The sequence below is a fragment of the Tychonema sp. LEGE 07196 genome (assembly GCF_963890365.1).
GTDB lineage: Bacteria > Cyanobacteriota > Cyanobacteriia > Cyanobacteriales > Microcoleaceae > Microcoleus.
The window spans coordinates 1-16,330 of sequence record NZ_CAWPRX010000058.1; the positions used below are offsets into that span (position 1 = coordinate 1).

Sequence of the window (16,330 nt, forward strand, 5' to 3'; positions counted from 1 at the left end):
GAGCGGGAGAGGGGGAGAGTGGGAGAGTGGGAGAGAGTCGGAGAGGGGGAGAGAGTGGGAGAGTGGGAGAGTCGCAAAGCCGGAGATGTGGAAAATATTCCTTCTTCCCTCGGACTTCTTCCGACGGACTTACATCCGTTACATCCGTTACATCCGGTACATTGCTCGTTGCCGAACTTCCCTCGGACTTCTTCCCTCGGACTTCTTCCCTCGGACTTCTTCCCTCGGACTTCTTCCCTCTTCCTTCTACTTTTTCAACGAATGAGCTTTGTAAAAAGTTTCGAGGCTTGGCCTGTCGCCCACAAACCGCCAGTGCCAAGGTTCATAACTGACGCCTTGGCGGTTGTTTTTGGGGAAAGACATTTCAAAGCTGAAGGCGGGAGCGTTGGCTTCTAGCCATTTGAATGCTTGGGTATTGTCAAAGCTTTGACTGAGGTTAGTTTCGGGGGCGGAGCCGTCGCCAATGTCGATCGCGTAACCGGTGTGATGTTCGCTATATCCAGGAGGGGCGCTGACTTCGGCTCGCTTGGTCGCGTTTTGCCTGCGTTCGGCTTTCACGTCAAAAAATACGTGTTGTTGGTCTTCTACGGAGCGAAAGCCGGATATGGGGGCGAAATAGATCCCTGATGCGGCGGCGGCGTTAGCCATTTCTTGATATTTTGCTGCTGCGGCTTTGCGGAGTTTGATGCCACCGTCGGAGGTGACATTTACCAAGTCTGTGGCTGGTGCTTCTGGGTAAGGCAAGTGTCCCAGCAGGTTGTCTGGGATTGCGGGTTTTGATTTAGTAGTTGGACTCGCGGCCACCCCTGACGGCGAACTCGCTGCTGGGTTTTTTTGACTTTGCTCTGCCTGACTGGTGGCTGGGAAAAAGTTAAAGTTGAGGTGCAGCCAAATGCTGACCCCACAGGCTAATGCCGCCAACCCTAGCAGTTTCCAAATCAGCCCTTTTTTCTGGGACTGGCTCGATCCTGCTTCTGGGTATGGGTGGTCTCGCACTGCTTCTGGAATTTCGTCGGCGACAAGCTCCGAGGCTTGCGGGGGTTTTCTTGACAGACTAGCGTTATCCAAGCCAGCTCCACTCCTGCACTTCAATAAGGCTCAACGTTACAAATTGTAGACCGATACGGGCGATCGCACAGCTACAATTGCCGCTGAGTACATATCATCTCTTCCAGACTTCGCCCTTTCCCATCCGCCAACTCTCAAATCTGTTTTAGTTGGGCCCCGATGCCGCCCGTTTTGGTCTAACTGGTTGGTACTGGTTTATTTTAAGTGTCCTTTGCTACTTTTGAGCATAATTTCACAATTGTGCGATCGGCACATCAAACGTCCGCGCCAATTTTAGCAGAACACGAATTTGTCAGCCATTGCCTTAGCGGGCGATCGGGCATAATTTTTCAGCGTGCTGTAGCGATCGCCCGATCGAGTGGTAATCTCTGTCAGAGTCCAACCCTTGTCGGCCGCTAGCTCTGGAAACAGAGTATATTTGAGACTTTTTGAATAGAGTTTGTTTAGCAAACCCCTTAACTAATTTTATTCGTGAGTAGATCCGTCTGGCATAATTGCGCCAGTGAGCGTAGCATTTTGAAATTCTGCTCCTCCTATTTTTGCATTTGTTAAGTTAGCGCCAGATAAGTCTGCAAAACTTAACCTTGCCGCGCGGAGGTCTGCTGAAATTAGATCGGCACCACGCAGTTTTGCACCGTTTAATTCAGCTTGTCGCAAATCAGCTTCAGTTAAGTCTGCTGTCGTTAGATCGGCACTAACTAATCTTGCATCATTCAAGTTTACCTGCTTCAAATTAGCCCGACTAAAATTACAGCCGTCTAGCCTTGATCCCTGAAGTTTTGCCCCACTCAAATTCGCATCTCTAAAATCGGAACTATTCAATTGCGCTGAACTCAAATTAGCTCCTTGTAAAGCTGCTCCTTTTAAGTTAACACCGATCAAATCCCTACCAGTTAGATCGACATTTGGCAGCGATACATAAGGAGCAATTGAGTAAGCGCCCGCTTTCACAGGATCGAAATCAGTAGGAAATAAAGTTGCTTCATTATAAATCGCTCCTTCAAGCTGAATACCCTTAAAATTTGCTCGATCGAGGTTGGCTTCTAAAATGTTAGAATTACTCAGATTTGCATTTGTCAAATCAGCATTGTTTAAGTCTGCTTTTCTTAAGTATAGCCCGCTTAAGTGAGCTTGACTGAGGTTTGCAGTTGTGAATTTTGTTTGTTGACTGAGTTTAGCACCGCTGAGGTTTGCACTGTTCAACTCGGCTTCACTAAAATTTGCAGATTGTAGTTTTAATCCTCTTAAACTCGCCTTACTCAATTTTGCTTTTTCTAGTTTAGCAGATTGTAAATTAGCCTGAACAAGGTTAGCTCTTGATAAATTAGCCTGAGAAAGATTGGCTGCATATAAATTAGTCTGAGAAAGATTAGCATTGATTAAATTTGCCCCATCGAAGTTGGTACTGGATAAATCCGCCTGCTCAATGTTGGCATCAACTAAGTTTGCCCGATCCAGATTTTAGCGTTAACATCTCGCAGGGAGCCAAACCATTCGGCAAACGGAACTGTGCCATTTTGTCTAATATAACGCTTAATATCTCTGGGTTGCACTTCCATAATCTCAAGTTTTGCCGATCGCCCTAACTCACAATAAAAAACCAAATATTACCAAATTCACTTTGCTCTATGCCTCTTACAAAAATCACAAATTATCTGAACTTATCTGCATCTATCTATGTTGCATCTGGCTTGAATTTGCGGTTTAGATATCGATGACTTGACTTATGTAATACAAGTCTTTTTTCCCAAATCTTAGGATAACAGAGGTAGAACTTCCCGCTCTGTATTATCAGCCCGATCATAGTAACGAGGGGACAATTAGAATTTTTTGTACTTATCTCTATGAACTAATAAAGCCATAAAAATAATTTTGCGCTGCCTATTAACTGAATAAAAATTTGCTTGAAAACTATAAATTATTAGTTTAAAAATTGATATCTGTGAGCAATTGTGGGATATGACACCCAGTGTGGAGAATGTAGATTTTAAGTATGTTAAAAATTGCGAAATGTGAGTTATGATAGAAAGTTGGGCTGCAGCGCGCGGCTTGGTTGCAGGCGCAGCGTTTCTTTCGAGGAAAGCAGGATGCGCCTCGCTTTGACTCATTATTTTTTATGGTTTCTTTCGATGCGAAGTAAAAATAAACTTTTTTATTACGGATTTACTGTTTCTGCATTTGTTTGTTTATTTGTTTTTTTAGGCATGAGTGTCTTTTCTTTCGCGAGTTCGGCTCAAACCGAAAACAAATTTCTCTCCGCGCGGGAAAGCGATCCGATCGCAATGGGCTGGATGCAAGGTTTCCCGCCGCCCAAAGACAAGCAGTTGAAATTCGCCGACGGCTCGTTTTTCCAGTTTCCCGCCCTGCGCTGGAGCGTGGCGCACATGAACGAGTTTATGCCCGCCGTCAACGTTTCACGCGGACTGGGCGCGCCAGATCCGCTGCCTTACCGTCTCGATCCACGAATTGACTCGATCGCATTCCGCCCGCTGAATGCCACTAAAGACATGACATGGGAAGAATCGCTGTGGCAAAACTACACAGACGGCATTCTGGTTTTGCACCGAGGCTCGATCGTTTATGAAAAATACTTTGGTGCGCTGGCGGCCGACAACAAACACGCCGCGATGTCGGTGACGAAATCTCTCACCGGCACCCTGGGCGCAGTTTTGGTCGCCGAAGGCAAGCTGGACGACAACAAGCGGGTAGCCGAATACATTCCCGAACTCAAAGATTCCGCCTTTGGCGACGCTACCGTGCGCCAAGTGCTGGACATGACGACTGCGCTGCAATTCAGCGAAGAATACGCTAACCCCAAAGCCGAAATCTGGGAGTATTCCGGCGCCGGCAACCCGTTACCCAAACCCAAAGATTACAGCGGTCCCGTGGGCTACTACGCCGCGCTAAAAACGGTGAAAAAAGCCGGCACCCACGGCGAAGCTTTCGGCTATAAAACCCCCAACGCTGACGTAGCGGGCTGGCTGGTGACCCGCGCCAGCGGCAAGTCGGTGGACGAACTTCTGGCCGATCGCGTGTGGAGCAAAATCGGCATGGAACAGGACGGCTACTATTCGGTGGACGAACTGGGTACTCCCTTCGCCGGTGGCGGCTACAACGCCGGTTTGCGCGACATGGCACGCTTTGGCGAGTTGATTCGCAACCAAGGCCGCTGGAAAGGCACGCAGGTTTTGCCCGCCCGCGCGATCGAAGATATCGCAGGCGGCGGCAGCAAAGCCGCTTTCGCCAAATCGGGCCATCCCGAATTACCAGGCTGGTCTTATCGGGATATGTGGTGGCATACCGGAAACGCCCACGGCGCTTTTGCGGCGCGTGGCGTGCACGGACAAACGATCTATATTGACCCCGCAGCCGAAATGGTCATCGTGCGTTTCGCCTCCAATCCCATCGCTGCAAACAGCGCTAACGATTCGACTTCACTACCAGCTTACGAAGCTGTCGCCCAATATTTGATCGAAGGAAAATAAGTTTATGCAGCCTACAACTCTGTTCGATTTGAGCGGCAAAGTCGCCATTGTGACCGGCGGCGGCAACGGCATCGGTGCAGCCTGTTGCCGGATGCTGGCTGATTTTGGTGCCACCGTGGTTATTGCCGATTTGAAAGTAGCGGACGCCCAAAAGGTTGCCGATGAGATTGGTGCCAGCGGCGGCAAAGCTTTGGCTGTGGATTGCAACGTGCTCCGTGACGAAGATTTAATTCGTCTGGTGGAACGCACCATCGCCGAGTGGGGAAGCATTCACGTTCTGGTCAATAACGCTGGCGGCGGCGGTGCCGGCAAAGAAAGTCCGTTCGAGATTTCGCAGCAGCAGTTCGAGCGCCCCTTTCAACTTAATGTTTTCAGCGCGTGGCGACTGTCGCAACTCTGCGCGCCGCACATGAAAAAGGCGGGCTACGGTTCGATCGTCAATATGTCGTCGATGAGTTCCATCAACAAAAGCCCCGCCATCAGCGCCTACGCTGCTTCCAAAGCCGCTATCAATCACATGACGGCAAACCTGGCCTTCGACTACGGCCCGGTAATTCGCGTCAATGCCGTGGGCCCTGGAGCTGTCAGAACGGCCGCCTTGGCTTCGGTTCTGACTCCAGAGGTCGAAAAGCGAATGCTGGCCCATACTCCGCTTCAACGCTTGGGCGAGCCTGAAGACATCGCCGGAGCCGTTCTCTACTTTGCTGCCCCTGTATCTCAGTGGGTCAGCGGACAGGTGCTGTTCGTCAACGGCGGTGGTGTGCAGACGCTGGATTAAGCCTGTGCTCGCAACACTTCTCGGACACTGCACGGCTGGGATTTTATTTCTAGGCAAGTCGGTAAATGCTCGATCGGCTTGCCAGCTCTTTAGTTGCGTCTGCGGGGGCGATCGCCCCCGCCCCTAGTGGTGTTTATTATAAAAAAGATCCGTAATAATGCTGGCGTCTGTAGGTCAGGCAAAATGTCAATTCGGCAGAGCCCGATCGTCCCTTGACTGAATGCGCTACAATTATTAAGAAATTTTTAGTTAAATTCGTTTAACGTCCCAGACGCCTTATGAGTCTTCCCATTCGCAATGTAGCCATCATCGCTCACGTCGATCACGGCAAAACCACCCTTGTAGACGCTCTCCTCAGACAGTCCGGAATCTTTCGCGAAGGTGAAGACATCCCAGATTGCGTCATGGACTCCAACGACATCGAGCGCGAGCGCGGCATTACCATCCTGTCCAAAAACACCGCTGTCAGGTACGGAGAAACCCTGATCAACATCGTCGATACCCCCGGACACGCCGACTTCGGCGGCGAAGTCGAACGAGTTCTCGGCATGGTTGACGGCTGTTTGCTGATCGTAGATGCCAACGAAGGCCCGATGCCACAAACCCGGTTCGTACTCAAAAAAGCCCTCGAAAAGGGACTGCGCCCGATCGTCTTTGTCAACAAGATCGATCGCGATCGAGCAGACCCCCACAAAGCCGTCGATAAAGTTTTGGATCTGTTCCTCGAACTAGGTGCTGACGACGATCAGTGCGAATTTCCCTACCTCTTCGGTTCCGGCTTAAGCGGTTACGCCAAAAAACACCTCGAAGACGAAGGGGTAGATATGAAGCCCCTCTTTGAAGAAATCCTCGACCACGTACCACCCCCAGTCGGCGACCCCAACAAGCCGCTGCAACTGCAAGTAACCACCTTAGATTACTCAGAATACGTCGGTCGCATCGTCATTGGCCGCATCCACAACGGCACGATTAGAATCGGTCAACAAGCAGTCTTAATCACCGAAAGCGGCGCGCTTGTCAAATCAAAAATCTCCAAATTAATGGGCTTTGAAGGCCTGAAGCGGATTGATATCCCAGAATCTTCTGCTGGTAATCTTGTCGCAGTTGCCGGTTTTGCTGATGCGTATATTGGCGAGACAATTACCTGTCCCAACGACCCACAAGCGCTACCTTTAATCAAGGTAGACGAACCGACTTTGCAGATGACTTTCTCGGTGAACGATTCGCCGTTCTGCGGTCAAGAAGGTAGTTTGGTCACATCTCGCCAAATTCGCGATCGGCTAATGCGAGAACTCGAAACCAACGTCGCCCTGCGCGTCGAAGAAACCGAATCTCCCGACAAATTCCTCGTATCCGGCCGTGGCGAACTCCACCTCGGAATCCTAATCGAAAATATGCGTCGCGAAGGATACGAATTCCAAGTATCTCAACCGCAAGTAATCTTCCGCGAAGTCGGCGGTCGTCCCTGCGAACCCTTTGAATGTTTGGTGTTAGACGTACCCGAAGAAGCAGTCGGCGGCTGCATCGAACGCCTCGGTCAGCGGAAAGCAGAAATGCAAGATATGCACGTCAGCAGCACCGGCCGCACTCAAATCGAATTTTCAGTCCCCGCTCGCGGTTTGATTGGATTCCGAGGCGAGTTCATGCGCTTGACTCGTGGCGCTGGAATTATGAACCACAGCTTCCTGGACTATCGCCCCCTCGGTGGAGAAATTATCGCCCGTCGCAACGGAGTATTAATTTCCTTTGAAGAAGGAACTGCAACTACTTATTCACTGAAAAATGCTGAAGACCGTGGCGTATTTTTCATTACCCCTGGAACCAAGGTTTACAGAGGGATGATTATCGGAGAAAACAACCGAGATGACGACATGGAGCTGAATATTTGCAAGTCGAAGCAGTTGACAAACCACCGCGCATCTGGCGGTGAAGAATTGGCGCAATTGCAAGCACCAGTCGATATGAGTTTGGAGCGCGCTTTGGAATACATCGGTCAGGATGAATTGGTGGAAGTAACACCGAAATCAATTCGCTTGCGGAAGTTGTCCAAGAAGTTGGTCAAACGCTAAAACAAACTATTTTTAGGGTGGGGTATAAATCCCCATCCTAAAAATCTCACTGTCAACTGTCAACTGTCAACTGTTTTTAAGGTCTATGGCAATAATTACGATTCAAGTTGATGAAAATATTAAGACAGCGTTTGAAGAAGCTAGTCTTAACACTCAGCAAGAGTTAAGTTCGATTATTCAATTGTTTTTTAGACAAAATTTACACAACAAAACTTTAACCCAGGTTATGACAGAGATTTCTGACCGGGCAACCGAGCGAGGCTTAACATCAGAAATATTACAAGATATTTTAGCAGATAATAATGACGAATAGATTTGTGGTGGACACGAATGTTTTAATCAGTGCTTTACTGTTTAACACCTCAGCCCCATTTCGGGCGATTGAGTTGGCATAAAAACAAGGGATAATTTTATATTCTGAAGCGACTTTAAATGAATTAGAGCAAGTTTTGAATCGGAAAAAGTTTAACAAGTATCTTTCTTTAGAAGATAGCCAATTGTTTTTATTGAAATTTATCAGTTCATCCCAATTAGTTTCTATTACATAAAACCTCACTGTTTGTCGAGATGAAAAAGATAATAGGTTTTTAGAGTTGGCTGTTAGTGGTAATGCCAATGTAATTGTTACGGGTGATTTGGATTTATTGGTATTAACTCTTTTTCAAGGAGTCGAAATTGTTACTCCCGATATGTTTATTGAGAGATTTAGTTAATGCCATAATTACATGGCACGTCTTTAAACTGAAAACGCTATAATTATCATAATCTAAAATAAGCAAAAACGATGTCAACAGTTTATCGTTTAAAAGCCAGCGAACTAAATAGTAACTTTTTAGAACAAATCAAAGCGATTTTTGGAGATAAAGAGATTGAAATAAGTGTTTCAGAATGCGATGAAACCGACTATCTTTTGAAATCGGAAGTCAATAAAAACAAACTGTTGAAAGCAATTGAAAATGTTAAAGACAGGCAAAATTTAGTTGAAATCGATCTACAGGATTTACAATGAGCAGAAGAATTATTTTTGAATATTCTGCTTTTGCAGATTTTAATAAATGGGCAAAATCAGACAAAGAAAATTATCGCAAAATTGTATAATTGATTAAAAATATAGATCGATCGCCCTTTGAAGGATTGGGCAAACCTGAACCTCTGAAATAGGAGTTAAATGGCATTTGGTTTTCTGTTTTGTTTAAGTTTTTCTACTTAGTTAATGATATAATATCAAACTTTCCTTTTATAGAAAAATTTGCACCTAGTGACCCTAGTATACGATCGCGCGATCGACTAACCCCCACAATATGTTTTAATAAAAAATTGAGCAAAATCCAAACAAAGCCAGCCATGAGTCCAAAATCCATAGCCGTAATCAACTTCAAAGGCGGAGTCGGAAAGACCACCGTCACTTGGAGTCTGGGAAATATTATATCCCAAGGAACAGACTTAGAAGTCTTGATGTTAGACTTAGATCCGCAAATGTCCCTCACAGAGGCGATCGGGCTTAACGAAAATACAGGTCATTTAGATGATAAGTTTGGTAAGTGGTACGAACAATCTCTGAAGCACAGACTCACAATTTACGACGCCCTCGAAGTCTTTAAAAAAGCCGGACAAAACTTTAAATTTCCCGTTGGCTTCGACACGATTTATCAGATTGACGAACAATTACATTTTATCCCTTCAGTTGAAGAACTGTATTGGTTGGATTTAGATGGATTTGAGGGAAAAAGTGTTAAAGACTTCATCCGCCAGTTCAGTGGCAAAATCGCCAACTCTCCCAATCTCCCCAAATACGACTTGATGCTTTTTGACTGTTCGCCTTCCTTCAGTCTCCTCACCTATAGCGTACTCTCTTGCTGCGACTTAATATTAATTCCCGTAAATCCCGATTATTTTGGTTCTAGGGGATTGAGTTTAGTTTTAAACTCTCTCCAGAAACGGATTGAACCTTATCCGTTTCCCAAGATAGCAGTGTTTATGAATAAAGCTAAAACCTATGGAGGATTGCTGACAAATGAAGTTCAGTTTTACATGAGAGAAGTCAAGAGACTCTGCGCTGAAATATCAAAAGACAATAACATAGAAGTGAGATTTTTGGAATCGACGATTCGGGAAAGCGTCGGGTTGAAACGGGCGATTAATGAGGGAGAACTGCCGCGAGAATTAGTTAGAGAGTTTGAGCAACTGTGGCGCGAGTGTGAGGCGTATCTGAAATGATTAAAAAAGAAATATTTGGTGCTAATGAGCAAGAAAGCGGGGGGTTAGTTGATGAAATTGGTGAACTTAAGGAAATCTTGCGGGAGGTTTCCAAAAAATTAACCAGGATTGAGGCTCAAGTTAAGCGGGGAGTGCTTTCTGCTGGGTCTAAAAATTCGCAATTATCTACGGCTGCTGATGTGAATAAGCCGGCTAATTTATCGGCAGGAAATGTTTTAGAAGTTTATGAAGAACTGCGTTTGCAAGCTAAGAATGGTCGCGAACTAGAGGTAAGGCAAAAATTGTCGGCGATGAGTGCAACTGACTTGAATTTGATGTGTTGCGAGTTGGGGATGCCACCCAGTAGCAAGAATCCATCTCGAAAAAAAATGTTTGAGCTAATTATTGGTAGAATTAAACAGAGTTTGATGCTGTCGCGACATATCGATCGACAAACGCTGTGAATGGGGCAAACAGGGAATGGGGCACACAGGGAATGGCATACACAATAAAAACGGCTCGTAGTGCATCCTGGTGTCCCCTTTCATGCTGCGGGTTCAAGCCCGCACTAGGAACCTGGCTTAATGATTGTATTTGTTCGACTGGAGATGATATTAGAGCGTTTCCGATATAACGTTGCTCAAATTGGAGCCGATGCAATAATCTTTTTCTCCTTTAATTGGTGGTGAACCTCCAACTCATCTCCCTGAAGTTCCAAGTGTTTTTCATCCTGCACTTGTTTGTCAATTTTGGGCAACTTTAAAATCGCCCCAGCCAAAACCCAGTAATACACCGATACTGGATCTACATCCAGCGGATAGTATTGAGGATTGATCGTAATAAATCCCACAAAAACCCAAAAACTAGCTCCGTAACTCCGCAAATTTTTGTCTTTTACAGCACGGTAAGCTCGAAAAGTTAGAAAAGCTAAGTGTAAAAGCATGATTTGAAAAGCAATCATTCCCGGATAACCTAGTTCGTACATCAACTTAGGTTGGAAAGTCTCAATTAGCTGCGTGAAACCAAAGATCCGCGTTGAGTTAGTAGCTCGTCCCACACCTCTACCGAGAGGTTTGTCAATGATAAAATTGTGGCTCTGCTCGAACTGATTAAACAGAAATTGCTGGGGCGGTGCAGCATTCCAGCGGTCAACAAAACTCTCCCACCGCTGTTCGACAACTCCCGGATTAGTTGCTGCACCGAAAAACAGCAGAATTGCCAATCCTGCACCGATGGGAATAAATCTTTTGAAATTAACAAATTGACCCGTGAGAACGAGCAGGATAGCGGTGGTAGCTGGAACCATAACTAAAGCTGCTCTTTGACCGGAAATAACTGCATTGGCAAATACTAATGCCATGCCAAATAAACCGATAACTCGCCACCAGAATGAAGGATCGCAAAAGGCTGAAGCAAAAGTTAAAAAAGCATTAGAAATTAAAAACCAAGCCCACTGCCAAGGGGCTACAAAAGTTCCCGGTAAACGGATAAACTTGACTTCGGGACTGAATACCAGAGAACCTCCGACAAAACATCTAGCTTGCAGCGTGGCTTTATATAATTCTTCTCCGGTCATTCCTCTGGTGCCGGCGCACTTGCCGCTTTGCAGCAACAGGTATTGAATCAAACCGAGAAGACAGCAGGCGATCGCCAAAACTACGTGCATTCTACCAAAAAACACCAAATCCTTTTTAGTACGGATCAGATAATAGGTACAAGCAATCAGCGGTATGTAACCTATCAATACTTTTAAGCCGAGAATTGCTTGCAGAATGGGTTTGTCGCCCTTCATCGGGTGGAGTTGCATTTCCCCGTTGACAAAAATTAAAGTCAGCATTGCCATCATCAACAGGATGCTGAAGGTTGAAAGCATTTCTTTCGGAATAAACAGGGGTAACTGTTTCTTTTTGCAGCTTTGAATGAGGCCGATGAGAGCGGGTATGTAGAAAGCATCTTTGGCTACTTGAAATGCAGCATTTCCGCCGCCAATTGCGTAAGTAATTGTACCGCTAAAAGGGAGGTAAATTAGAAAACTCCACAAAGCTTGACGGGGGTATTTGTAGGAAAACTGCAAGATGGCTACAGCAACGCCTCCTGCAATCGCAATCTTAGGGCGGGCTACAAATAACAGGGGGATGCTGACAGCAAAGCTGACCAGGCAGCAAATGACGATCGCCTGTACTAATTCATTGCGCTTTTCGGAAGTTTTGCGTTTTTGTGCGGCTACTTCTTTTTTGCTGAGTGCTGTTGTTTTTTCGCTGTGCTTGTGTTTAGATTTTTTGGATTTGCGCTTGGTTTTCAACATAACTTCTAGAAGGGATTTATGTAGAAGGCTGAAGGCACTCTGATGTAGCAGGCTAGAGATTTATAGCATTTCTCATAAAGATGAGGTGCTGCTGGGCATAGGGCATACCTCACTTTCTTGACAACCGCTATAGAAGGTAGAATTAATAGAATCAAAAATATTTTGGTAAGTGTGGTTATTTATTCTTAAAGTCGATCGCGCGCCAAAAGATCGATCGCGATTGTGCGCCTGACTGGGGCGGGCTTAACTGACACTCGCGACCTTGTAAAATATGACGGCTGCATCATCTATAATGTACAAATCTCGAAAGCATAATTTTAATCGATCGCTGAAACTGAATATGAAGTTAACAAAATTTGTATCGATCGCCACTGCCCTGTTTTTAGGAGCAAGCGCCAGCATATTATCTAGCAACAGTAAAGCATTGGGGGCCGAAAAAGTTGTCCTGACATTTGGCCCGATCGCACAAACCATCAATATCAGCGACTTAGAAAACTTTGCTAAAAACGGCACGACGACACCAACCATCAAACAAATTATCGGGTTCTCCAAAATGGACCCACAAGTGCTGCAGGGATTGATGAGTCTAGAAATCGGTTTAAAGCCCGCTATTCTGGCGAGGGTAGTTTACAGCACCCCGGGAGAAAAAATTACGGACGAAATCGGTCAAGCAATTCGGACTCACCGCCGCACAGAAAGCGGCAAAGCCCTGCGGGCGGCGGTGATTCTGGCATCCGGCGACGACGGTAGGCTGTCGCTGCTAGAAATGCTGAAAAAGTATCCTCTGCCGGAGGTTTACGTAGATGTTGCCAGCCTTGCGGCCACAGTTGGGAAAGTTCAAGGTTTGGTGGGGAACGTGCAAAGCCTGCTGCAAGAGTCGATGCGCCAGACAACTCGGACAACTCGCACCGAAACTCCGATCGCACCTCGTCCCAGCCTTCCGCCAACAACTCCGCCTCCGGCACGTCGTCCCGCACCCGTAACCTTACCAGCACCTGCACCGCAGCCTGCGAGCCCTGTCAGAGGACTTTGGTAAGAAACGAAAATTTAATAATTTAAGAACCTCCTACAGTCTTCTCTCTTGCTTGTAAGTTTCCAGAGCAAAGGAGGCAGAGTATCGCCTATCTGCATTACCAGGCTCTTCCTGGTAACGAGCAAACGAGCAACGAGCAAATGGGGACTTGGATTCGGAGCGATCGAGCCAATTGGATTTTGGGCGATCGCAATCATTTTTTCTTCAGCAATTTTTTAAGCAACTTAGGAACCTCCGAAGGCCGAGCCGCCACGGGTATTTCCGCCTCTTCAAAGGCAGCCATTTTGTTATCGGCCTTAATTCCAAAGGCTTTCTGCGCTGCAGCGCGAGAACTGATCAAAATGCCGGCGTGCCCCAAAGACGGGCCCTTGGGAACGTAGTGTCCGGCGAGATAAGCAACTACGGGTTTGTCTATTGCCGAAGCGATGTAAGAAGCTGCAGCTTGTTCGCTCCAGCCGCCCGCTTCTCCCACCAACACTATCGCCTCCGTACAGTCGTCTTCGTCCAAAATTTGCAGCCACTGCATAAACGACGAACCCAGAATCGCGTCGCAGCCAATACAAACCGCCATCGACTGCCCCAATCGGGCCCCAGTCAGTTCGAGAGCAATTTCGTAAGTCAAAGTGCTGCTGCGGCTGATGACCCCGATCGAACCGGGAGTGTAGAATTCTTTGGGGTGAGTGCCCAATAGCAGTTTGTCGGGGACAATAATCCCCGGACTGTTTGGTCCGATTAACAAAGTTTCGGTGGCCTCTGCTTTTCTGACTAAGCGCACCATATCCAGAGGAGGCACTCCCCCGGTGACGATCGCAATTTGCCGAATTCCTGCGGCGATCGCTTCTTGAGCCGCATCCAGCACCGAATAACGGTCTACCAAAATTACCGCAGTGTCAACGTTACCCACTGCCGCCACGGCTTGTTCTACCAAATCAAAAATCGGAATTCCCTCCACCTCCTGCCCGCCTTTACCGGGACTGACACCGGCGACTACATTAGTGCCGTATGCTTTCATCATCAGGGCGGTGCGGGTTGACGCTGGAGATTCTGTAATGCCCTGTACTAGGACTTTGCTTTCAGGAGTTAAATTCATTTTTTGCCATTTGACCGAGAAATTGGGATACAAGCCCCGTCCTTTTAGGACGGCTTTGTGCGATAATTTAGGTGGTTGAAATCCCCACCTAAGAGTGCAGCGATATATACTCATCAGAGTTGAAACCGGGACTGCTCCAGTAATAGGGAAAGACTGAAGGGCAATGGTTAAAATCCAACCTGGAAGCAAAACAAAAGTATTGTTAATATTCCCAAAAAAAACGATACATATTAGTCGCCATAGGGCATTAGGAGACTCTAAACGGACAGGGAGGGACTGTAAGACTACCTTGGTAGCAGGACTCGTTGAAGTGTCAAGAATCCCCGCTCGTTTACGACGGGGAGTATGTCAAAGTCCTTGACACTCGTCTTTTGCCGATCGACTGCCGCTACTTGGCCGAGGCTACAGAAGCGGCCGCAGCCCGATCCAAACTGCTAACTAGCTGCACCGGCAACTCTCCCAAACGCTTTTTTACAGCATCAGAATCGATATCTACCAGACGCAGCACAACTTGGATGTGGCGGTTGGCGCGAGCTTTCCGTTCCAAATAGCCGGCTACTGCGGCGGTGATTTCCTCAGTCTTGGAGGCGCGGGCCAAAATATTTACCAGTATCACCTTAACGTTTTTATTTTGAGCGACTAACTCCAGGGCCAATTCCGCGCGATCGCGCAGGGCATTTGCTGTATCGTAGGGGTTTAGAGAACCCATATTCACAAAATTAGCTGGTTTTCCTCCTTGGTGGGCTACAGCATCCAAAGTTGCCATTGTCAGGCCCATTCCGTTGCACAAAATCCCGATATTCCCATCTAGTTCGATTAATTGCAAAGATTCGGAATTCGAGATTGGGGATTGAGATTTTGCGTCAAACTCCGGCAAGTGCTGGGCCGGAGAGTGAGAATTGTGACTCGCGCCCGCATGGGAATTTCTCCTGTTTCCTACGAACCCGCTGCTTTGGTTTTTACCCGAGAGTGCGGCCAAGTCTGGATGCCGCCCCAAAGCATCGTCATTGGCGCTGACTTTACCATCTAAAGCCATTACCTCTCCCGTAGGACTGATGCCGAGAGGATTGATTTCTACTAAATCTAAATCTTTTTCGACAAACAGTCGGTACATTTTCTCGACGATCGCGCTCACCGATTGAATCAAGTCTCCCTGCAATCCCATTTTCAGCATCAAACGCCGCGCGTAGAATGGCGAAAATTCTTGGTCTACCGCAACTTGCTGCATTTTGTCGATCGACCCTTCAACATCCATACCTCCTTCTCTCGAACCCAGAAGTACCGGGCGTCGCGCTACGGGGTCTAGGAGTACGGCCAAGTAAAGTTCTTGGTCAGCGTTGTACTTAGCTTCGGCCAGCAGGACTTGGGGATATTCAGACTCGATCGGCAAATTAAAAATTGTTTGAGCAGCAGCAACTGCATCGATCGTATTTTCCACAAATTTAATACCACCCGCCCGGCCTCGTCCCCCAGCGCGCACTTGCGACTTGAGTACAACTGGGTAGGGAATTTTCAGTCCCTTGAGATCGGCGGGATTGTCAATCCGTTGTGATGGCAAAATCGGAATTGCCATCTGACGGAATAAAGATTTAGCTTGATACTCTAACAAATCCATTTTAAATCACGGGTGATATCATGTCCGGTCTATCGTCGTAACAAAAACGGCTCGTAGTGCGTCCTGGCCTAGGCTCCCGTATTGCGGACTTTCACCGCAATACGGGAACCAATTTTATCGTTGTGAATCCACCGGATGCGATATGACTGGTAGTTGGCAACAAGCAATTCGCCGTAATTGGCAATTCATAATTATTAGATAATAATTGGCTTTTTGTCAAGTCAAAATTCAAATATTCTGGCTTTTAACTTTTATTTTTCAACTTATGTATAGCCGATTACTTATTTGCTACCGCTCGCCCATCGCCGATTACTTAATCGGTTTTGGAGTGTTTTTGGCGATCGATAAATTGCCAAATTCCACTGTCCGATCGGGCGGCGATATATAACCTTCGCAAAAAAGATGTTCCGCAACCGATTTGCACTTGCCGTCAGTCGATTTTAAATACTTCGGCTTCTCTAGTCATTAGTCATCAGTCATTAGTCATTAGTCATTAGTCATTGGTCATTAGTCATTAGTCATTAGTCATTGGTCATTAGTCATTGGTCATTAGTCATTAATCATCAGGCAGAAGAAGGAAAAACGAAGAAGGAAGAAGGAAGAAGAGATATAGCGGTTCTCATAAAAGTGAGGTATGCTTTTAGGCCCGATGCCCGATGCTTTTAGGCCCGATGCCCGATGCTTTTAGGCC

The 16,330-nt window shown here is 46.8% G+C and carries 16 protein-coding genes and 1 pseudogene; 10 read left to right on the forward strand and 7 right to left on the reverse strand.

The window, feature by feature from the left end; genetic code table 11:
• The 4 genes from AACV78_RS07585 to AACV78_RS07600 form a co-directional block, all read right to left on the reverse strand.
• Window positions 1–319 (reverse strand): hypothetical protein (locus AACV78_RS07585; protein WP_445329579.1); only part of this gene is annotated, 319 nt, incomplete at its 3' end.
• Window positions 247–1,068 carry a M15 family metallopeptidase gene (locus AACV78_RS07590; RefSeq protein ID WP_194012170.1) on the reverse strand — a complete coding sequence of 274 codons (822 nt, stop codon included), beginning with the start codon at window positions 1,066–1,068 and terminating at the stop codon, window positions 247–249. The genes AACV78_RS07590 and AACV78_RS07585, both read right to left, overlap by 73 nt.
• Window positions 1,069–1,341: 273 nt before the next feature.
• Window positions 1,342–1,518 (reverse strand): hypothetical protein, encoded by a 177-nt coding sequence (locus AACV78_RS07595; RefSeq protein WP_339383520.1) that lies wholly within the window; start codon window positions 1,516–1,518, stop codon window positions 1,342–1,344.
• Between the two features lie 15 nt (window positions 1,519–1,533).
• Window positions 1,534–2,526, reverse strand: a complete 993-nt coding sequence (locus AACV78_RS07600) for a pentapeptide repeat-containing protein (RefSeq protein WP_194012172.1) — start codon at window positions 2,524–2,526, stop codon at window positions 1,534–1,536.
• A 629-nt stretch (window positions 2,527–3,155) separates the two neighbouring features.
• Between AACV78_RS07600 and AACV78_RS07605 the strand changes: the two genes are divergently transcribed.
• The 9 genes and pseudogenes from AACV78_RS07605 to AACV78_RS07640 all read left to right on the forward strand — a co-directional run bounded on the left by AACV78_RS07605 (window position 3,156) and on the right by AACV78_RS07640 (window position 10,060).
• The gene (locus AACV78_RS07605; protein ID WP_228042641.1) at window positions 3,156–4,553 is read left to right on the forward strand and encodes a serine hydrolase domain-containing protein; all 1,398 of its coding nucleotides are present in this window, start codon (window positions 3,156–3,158) and stop codon (window positions 4,551–4,553) included.
• Window positions 4,554–4,557: 4 nt separating this feature from the next.
• Window positions 4,558–5,331 (forward strand): glucose 1-dehydrogenase, encoded by a 774-nt coding sequence (locus AACV78_RS07610; protein WP_194012169.1) that lies wholly within the window; start codon window positions 4,558–4,560, stop codon window positions 5,329–5,331.
• A gap of 278 nt (window positions 5,332–5,609) precedes the next feature.
• Window positions 5,610–7,400: a translational GTPase TypA gene (typA, locus tag AACV78_RS07615; protein WP_194012168.1), complete on the forward strand. Its 1,791-nt coding sequence runs from the start codon at window positions 5,610–5,612 to the stop codon at window positions 7,398–7,400.
• An 85-nt stretch (window positions 7,401–7,485) separates the two neighbouring features.
• Window positions 7,486–7,713, forward strand: a complete 228-nt coding sequence (locus AACV78_RS07620) for a hypothetical protein (protein WP_194012167.1) — start codon at window positions 7,486–7,488, stop codon at window positions 7,711–7,713.
• A 247-nt stretch (window positions 7,714–7,960) separates the two neighbouring features.
• A pseudogene (locus AACV78_RS28685) lies at window positions 7,961–8,113 on the forward strand (putative toxin-antitoxin system toxin component, PIN family); the annotation flags it as partial.
• Window positions 8,114–8,184: 71 nt separating this feature from the next.
• Window positions 8,185–8,409 (forward strand): hypothetical protein, encoded by a 225-nt coding sequence (locus tag AACV78_RS07625; protein ID WP_194012166.1) that lies wholly within the window; start codon window positions 8,185–8,187, stop codon window positions 8,407–8,409.
• Window positions 8,410–8,498: 89 nt separating this feature from the next.
• Window positions 8,499–8,561, forward strand: coding sequence for a type II toxin-antitoxin system YoeB family toxin (locus AACV78_RS07630; RefSeq protein WP_228042643.1), 63 nt, complete (start codon window positions 8,499–8,501; stop codon window positions 8,559–8,561).
• A gap of 183 nt (window positions 8,562–8,744) precedes the next feature.
• Window positions 8,745–9,617, forward strand: coding sequence for a ParA family protein (locus AACV78_RS07635; protein WP_194012165.1), 873 nt, complete (start codon window positions 8,745–8,747; stop codon window positions 9,615–9,617).
• Window positions 9,614–10,060: a hypothetical protein gene (locus AACV78_RS07640; protein ID WP_194012164.1), complete on the forward strand. Its 447-nt coding sequence runs from the start codon at window positions 9,614–9,616 to the stop codon at window positions 10,058–10,060. The genes AACV78_RS07635 and AACV78_RS07640 overlap by 4 nt, the downstream gene beginning before the upstream one ends.
• A 176-nt stretch (window positions 10,061–10,236) precedes the next feature.
• Here AACV78_RS07640 and hpsL read toward each other — a convergent pair whose 3' ends face one another.
• The gene (gene hpsL, locus AACV78_RS07645; RefSeq protein ID WP_194012163.1) at window positions 10,237–11,901 is read right to left on the reverse strand and encodes a hormogonium polysaccharide biosynthesis protein HpsL; all 1,665 of its coding nucleotides are present in this window, start codon (window positions 11,899–11,901) and stop codon (window positions 10,237–10,239) included.
• A 340-nt stretch (window positions 11,902–12,241) separates the two neighbouring features.
• On the opposite strand from hpsL, the gene AACV78_RS07650 reads away from it, so the two are divergent.
• On the forward strand, window positions 12,242–12,937 hold the full coding sequence (locus AACV78_RS07650; protein WP_228042642.1) for an alpha/beta hydrolase: 696 nt from the start codon (window positions 12,242–12,244) through the stop codon (window positions 12,935–12,937).
• Window positions 12,938–13,127: 190 nt separating this feature from the next.
• Here AACV78_RS07650 and AACV78_RS07655 read toward each other — a convergent pair whose 3' ends face one another.
• On the reverse strand, window positions 13,128–14,024 hold the full coding sequence (locus tag AACV78_RS07655) for a succinate--CoA ligase subunit alpha (RefSeq protein ID WP_194012161.1): 897 nt from the start codon (window positions 14,022–14,024) through the stop codon (window positions 13,128–13,130).
• 388 nt (window positions 14,025–14,412) lie between these two features.
• Entirely contained in the window at window positions 14,413–15,639 is a 1,227-nt protein-coding gene (locus tag AACV78_RS07660; protein WP_194012160.1) for a succinate--CoA ligase subunit beta, read from the reverse strand.
• Window positions 15,640–16,330 lie beyond the last annotated feature (691 nt).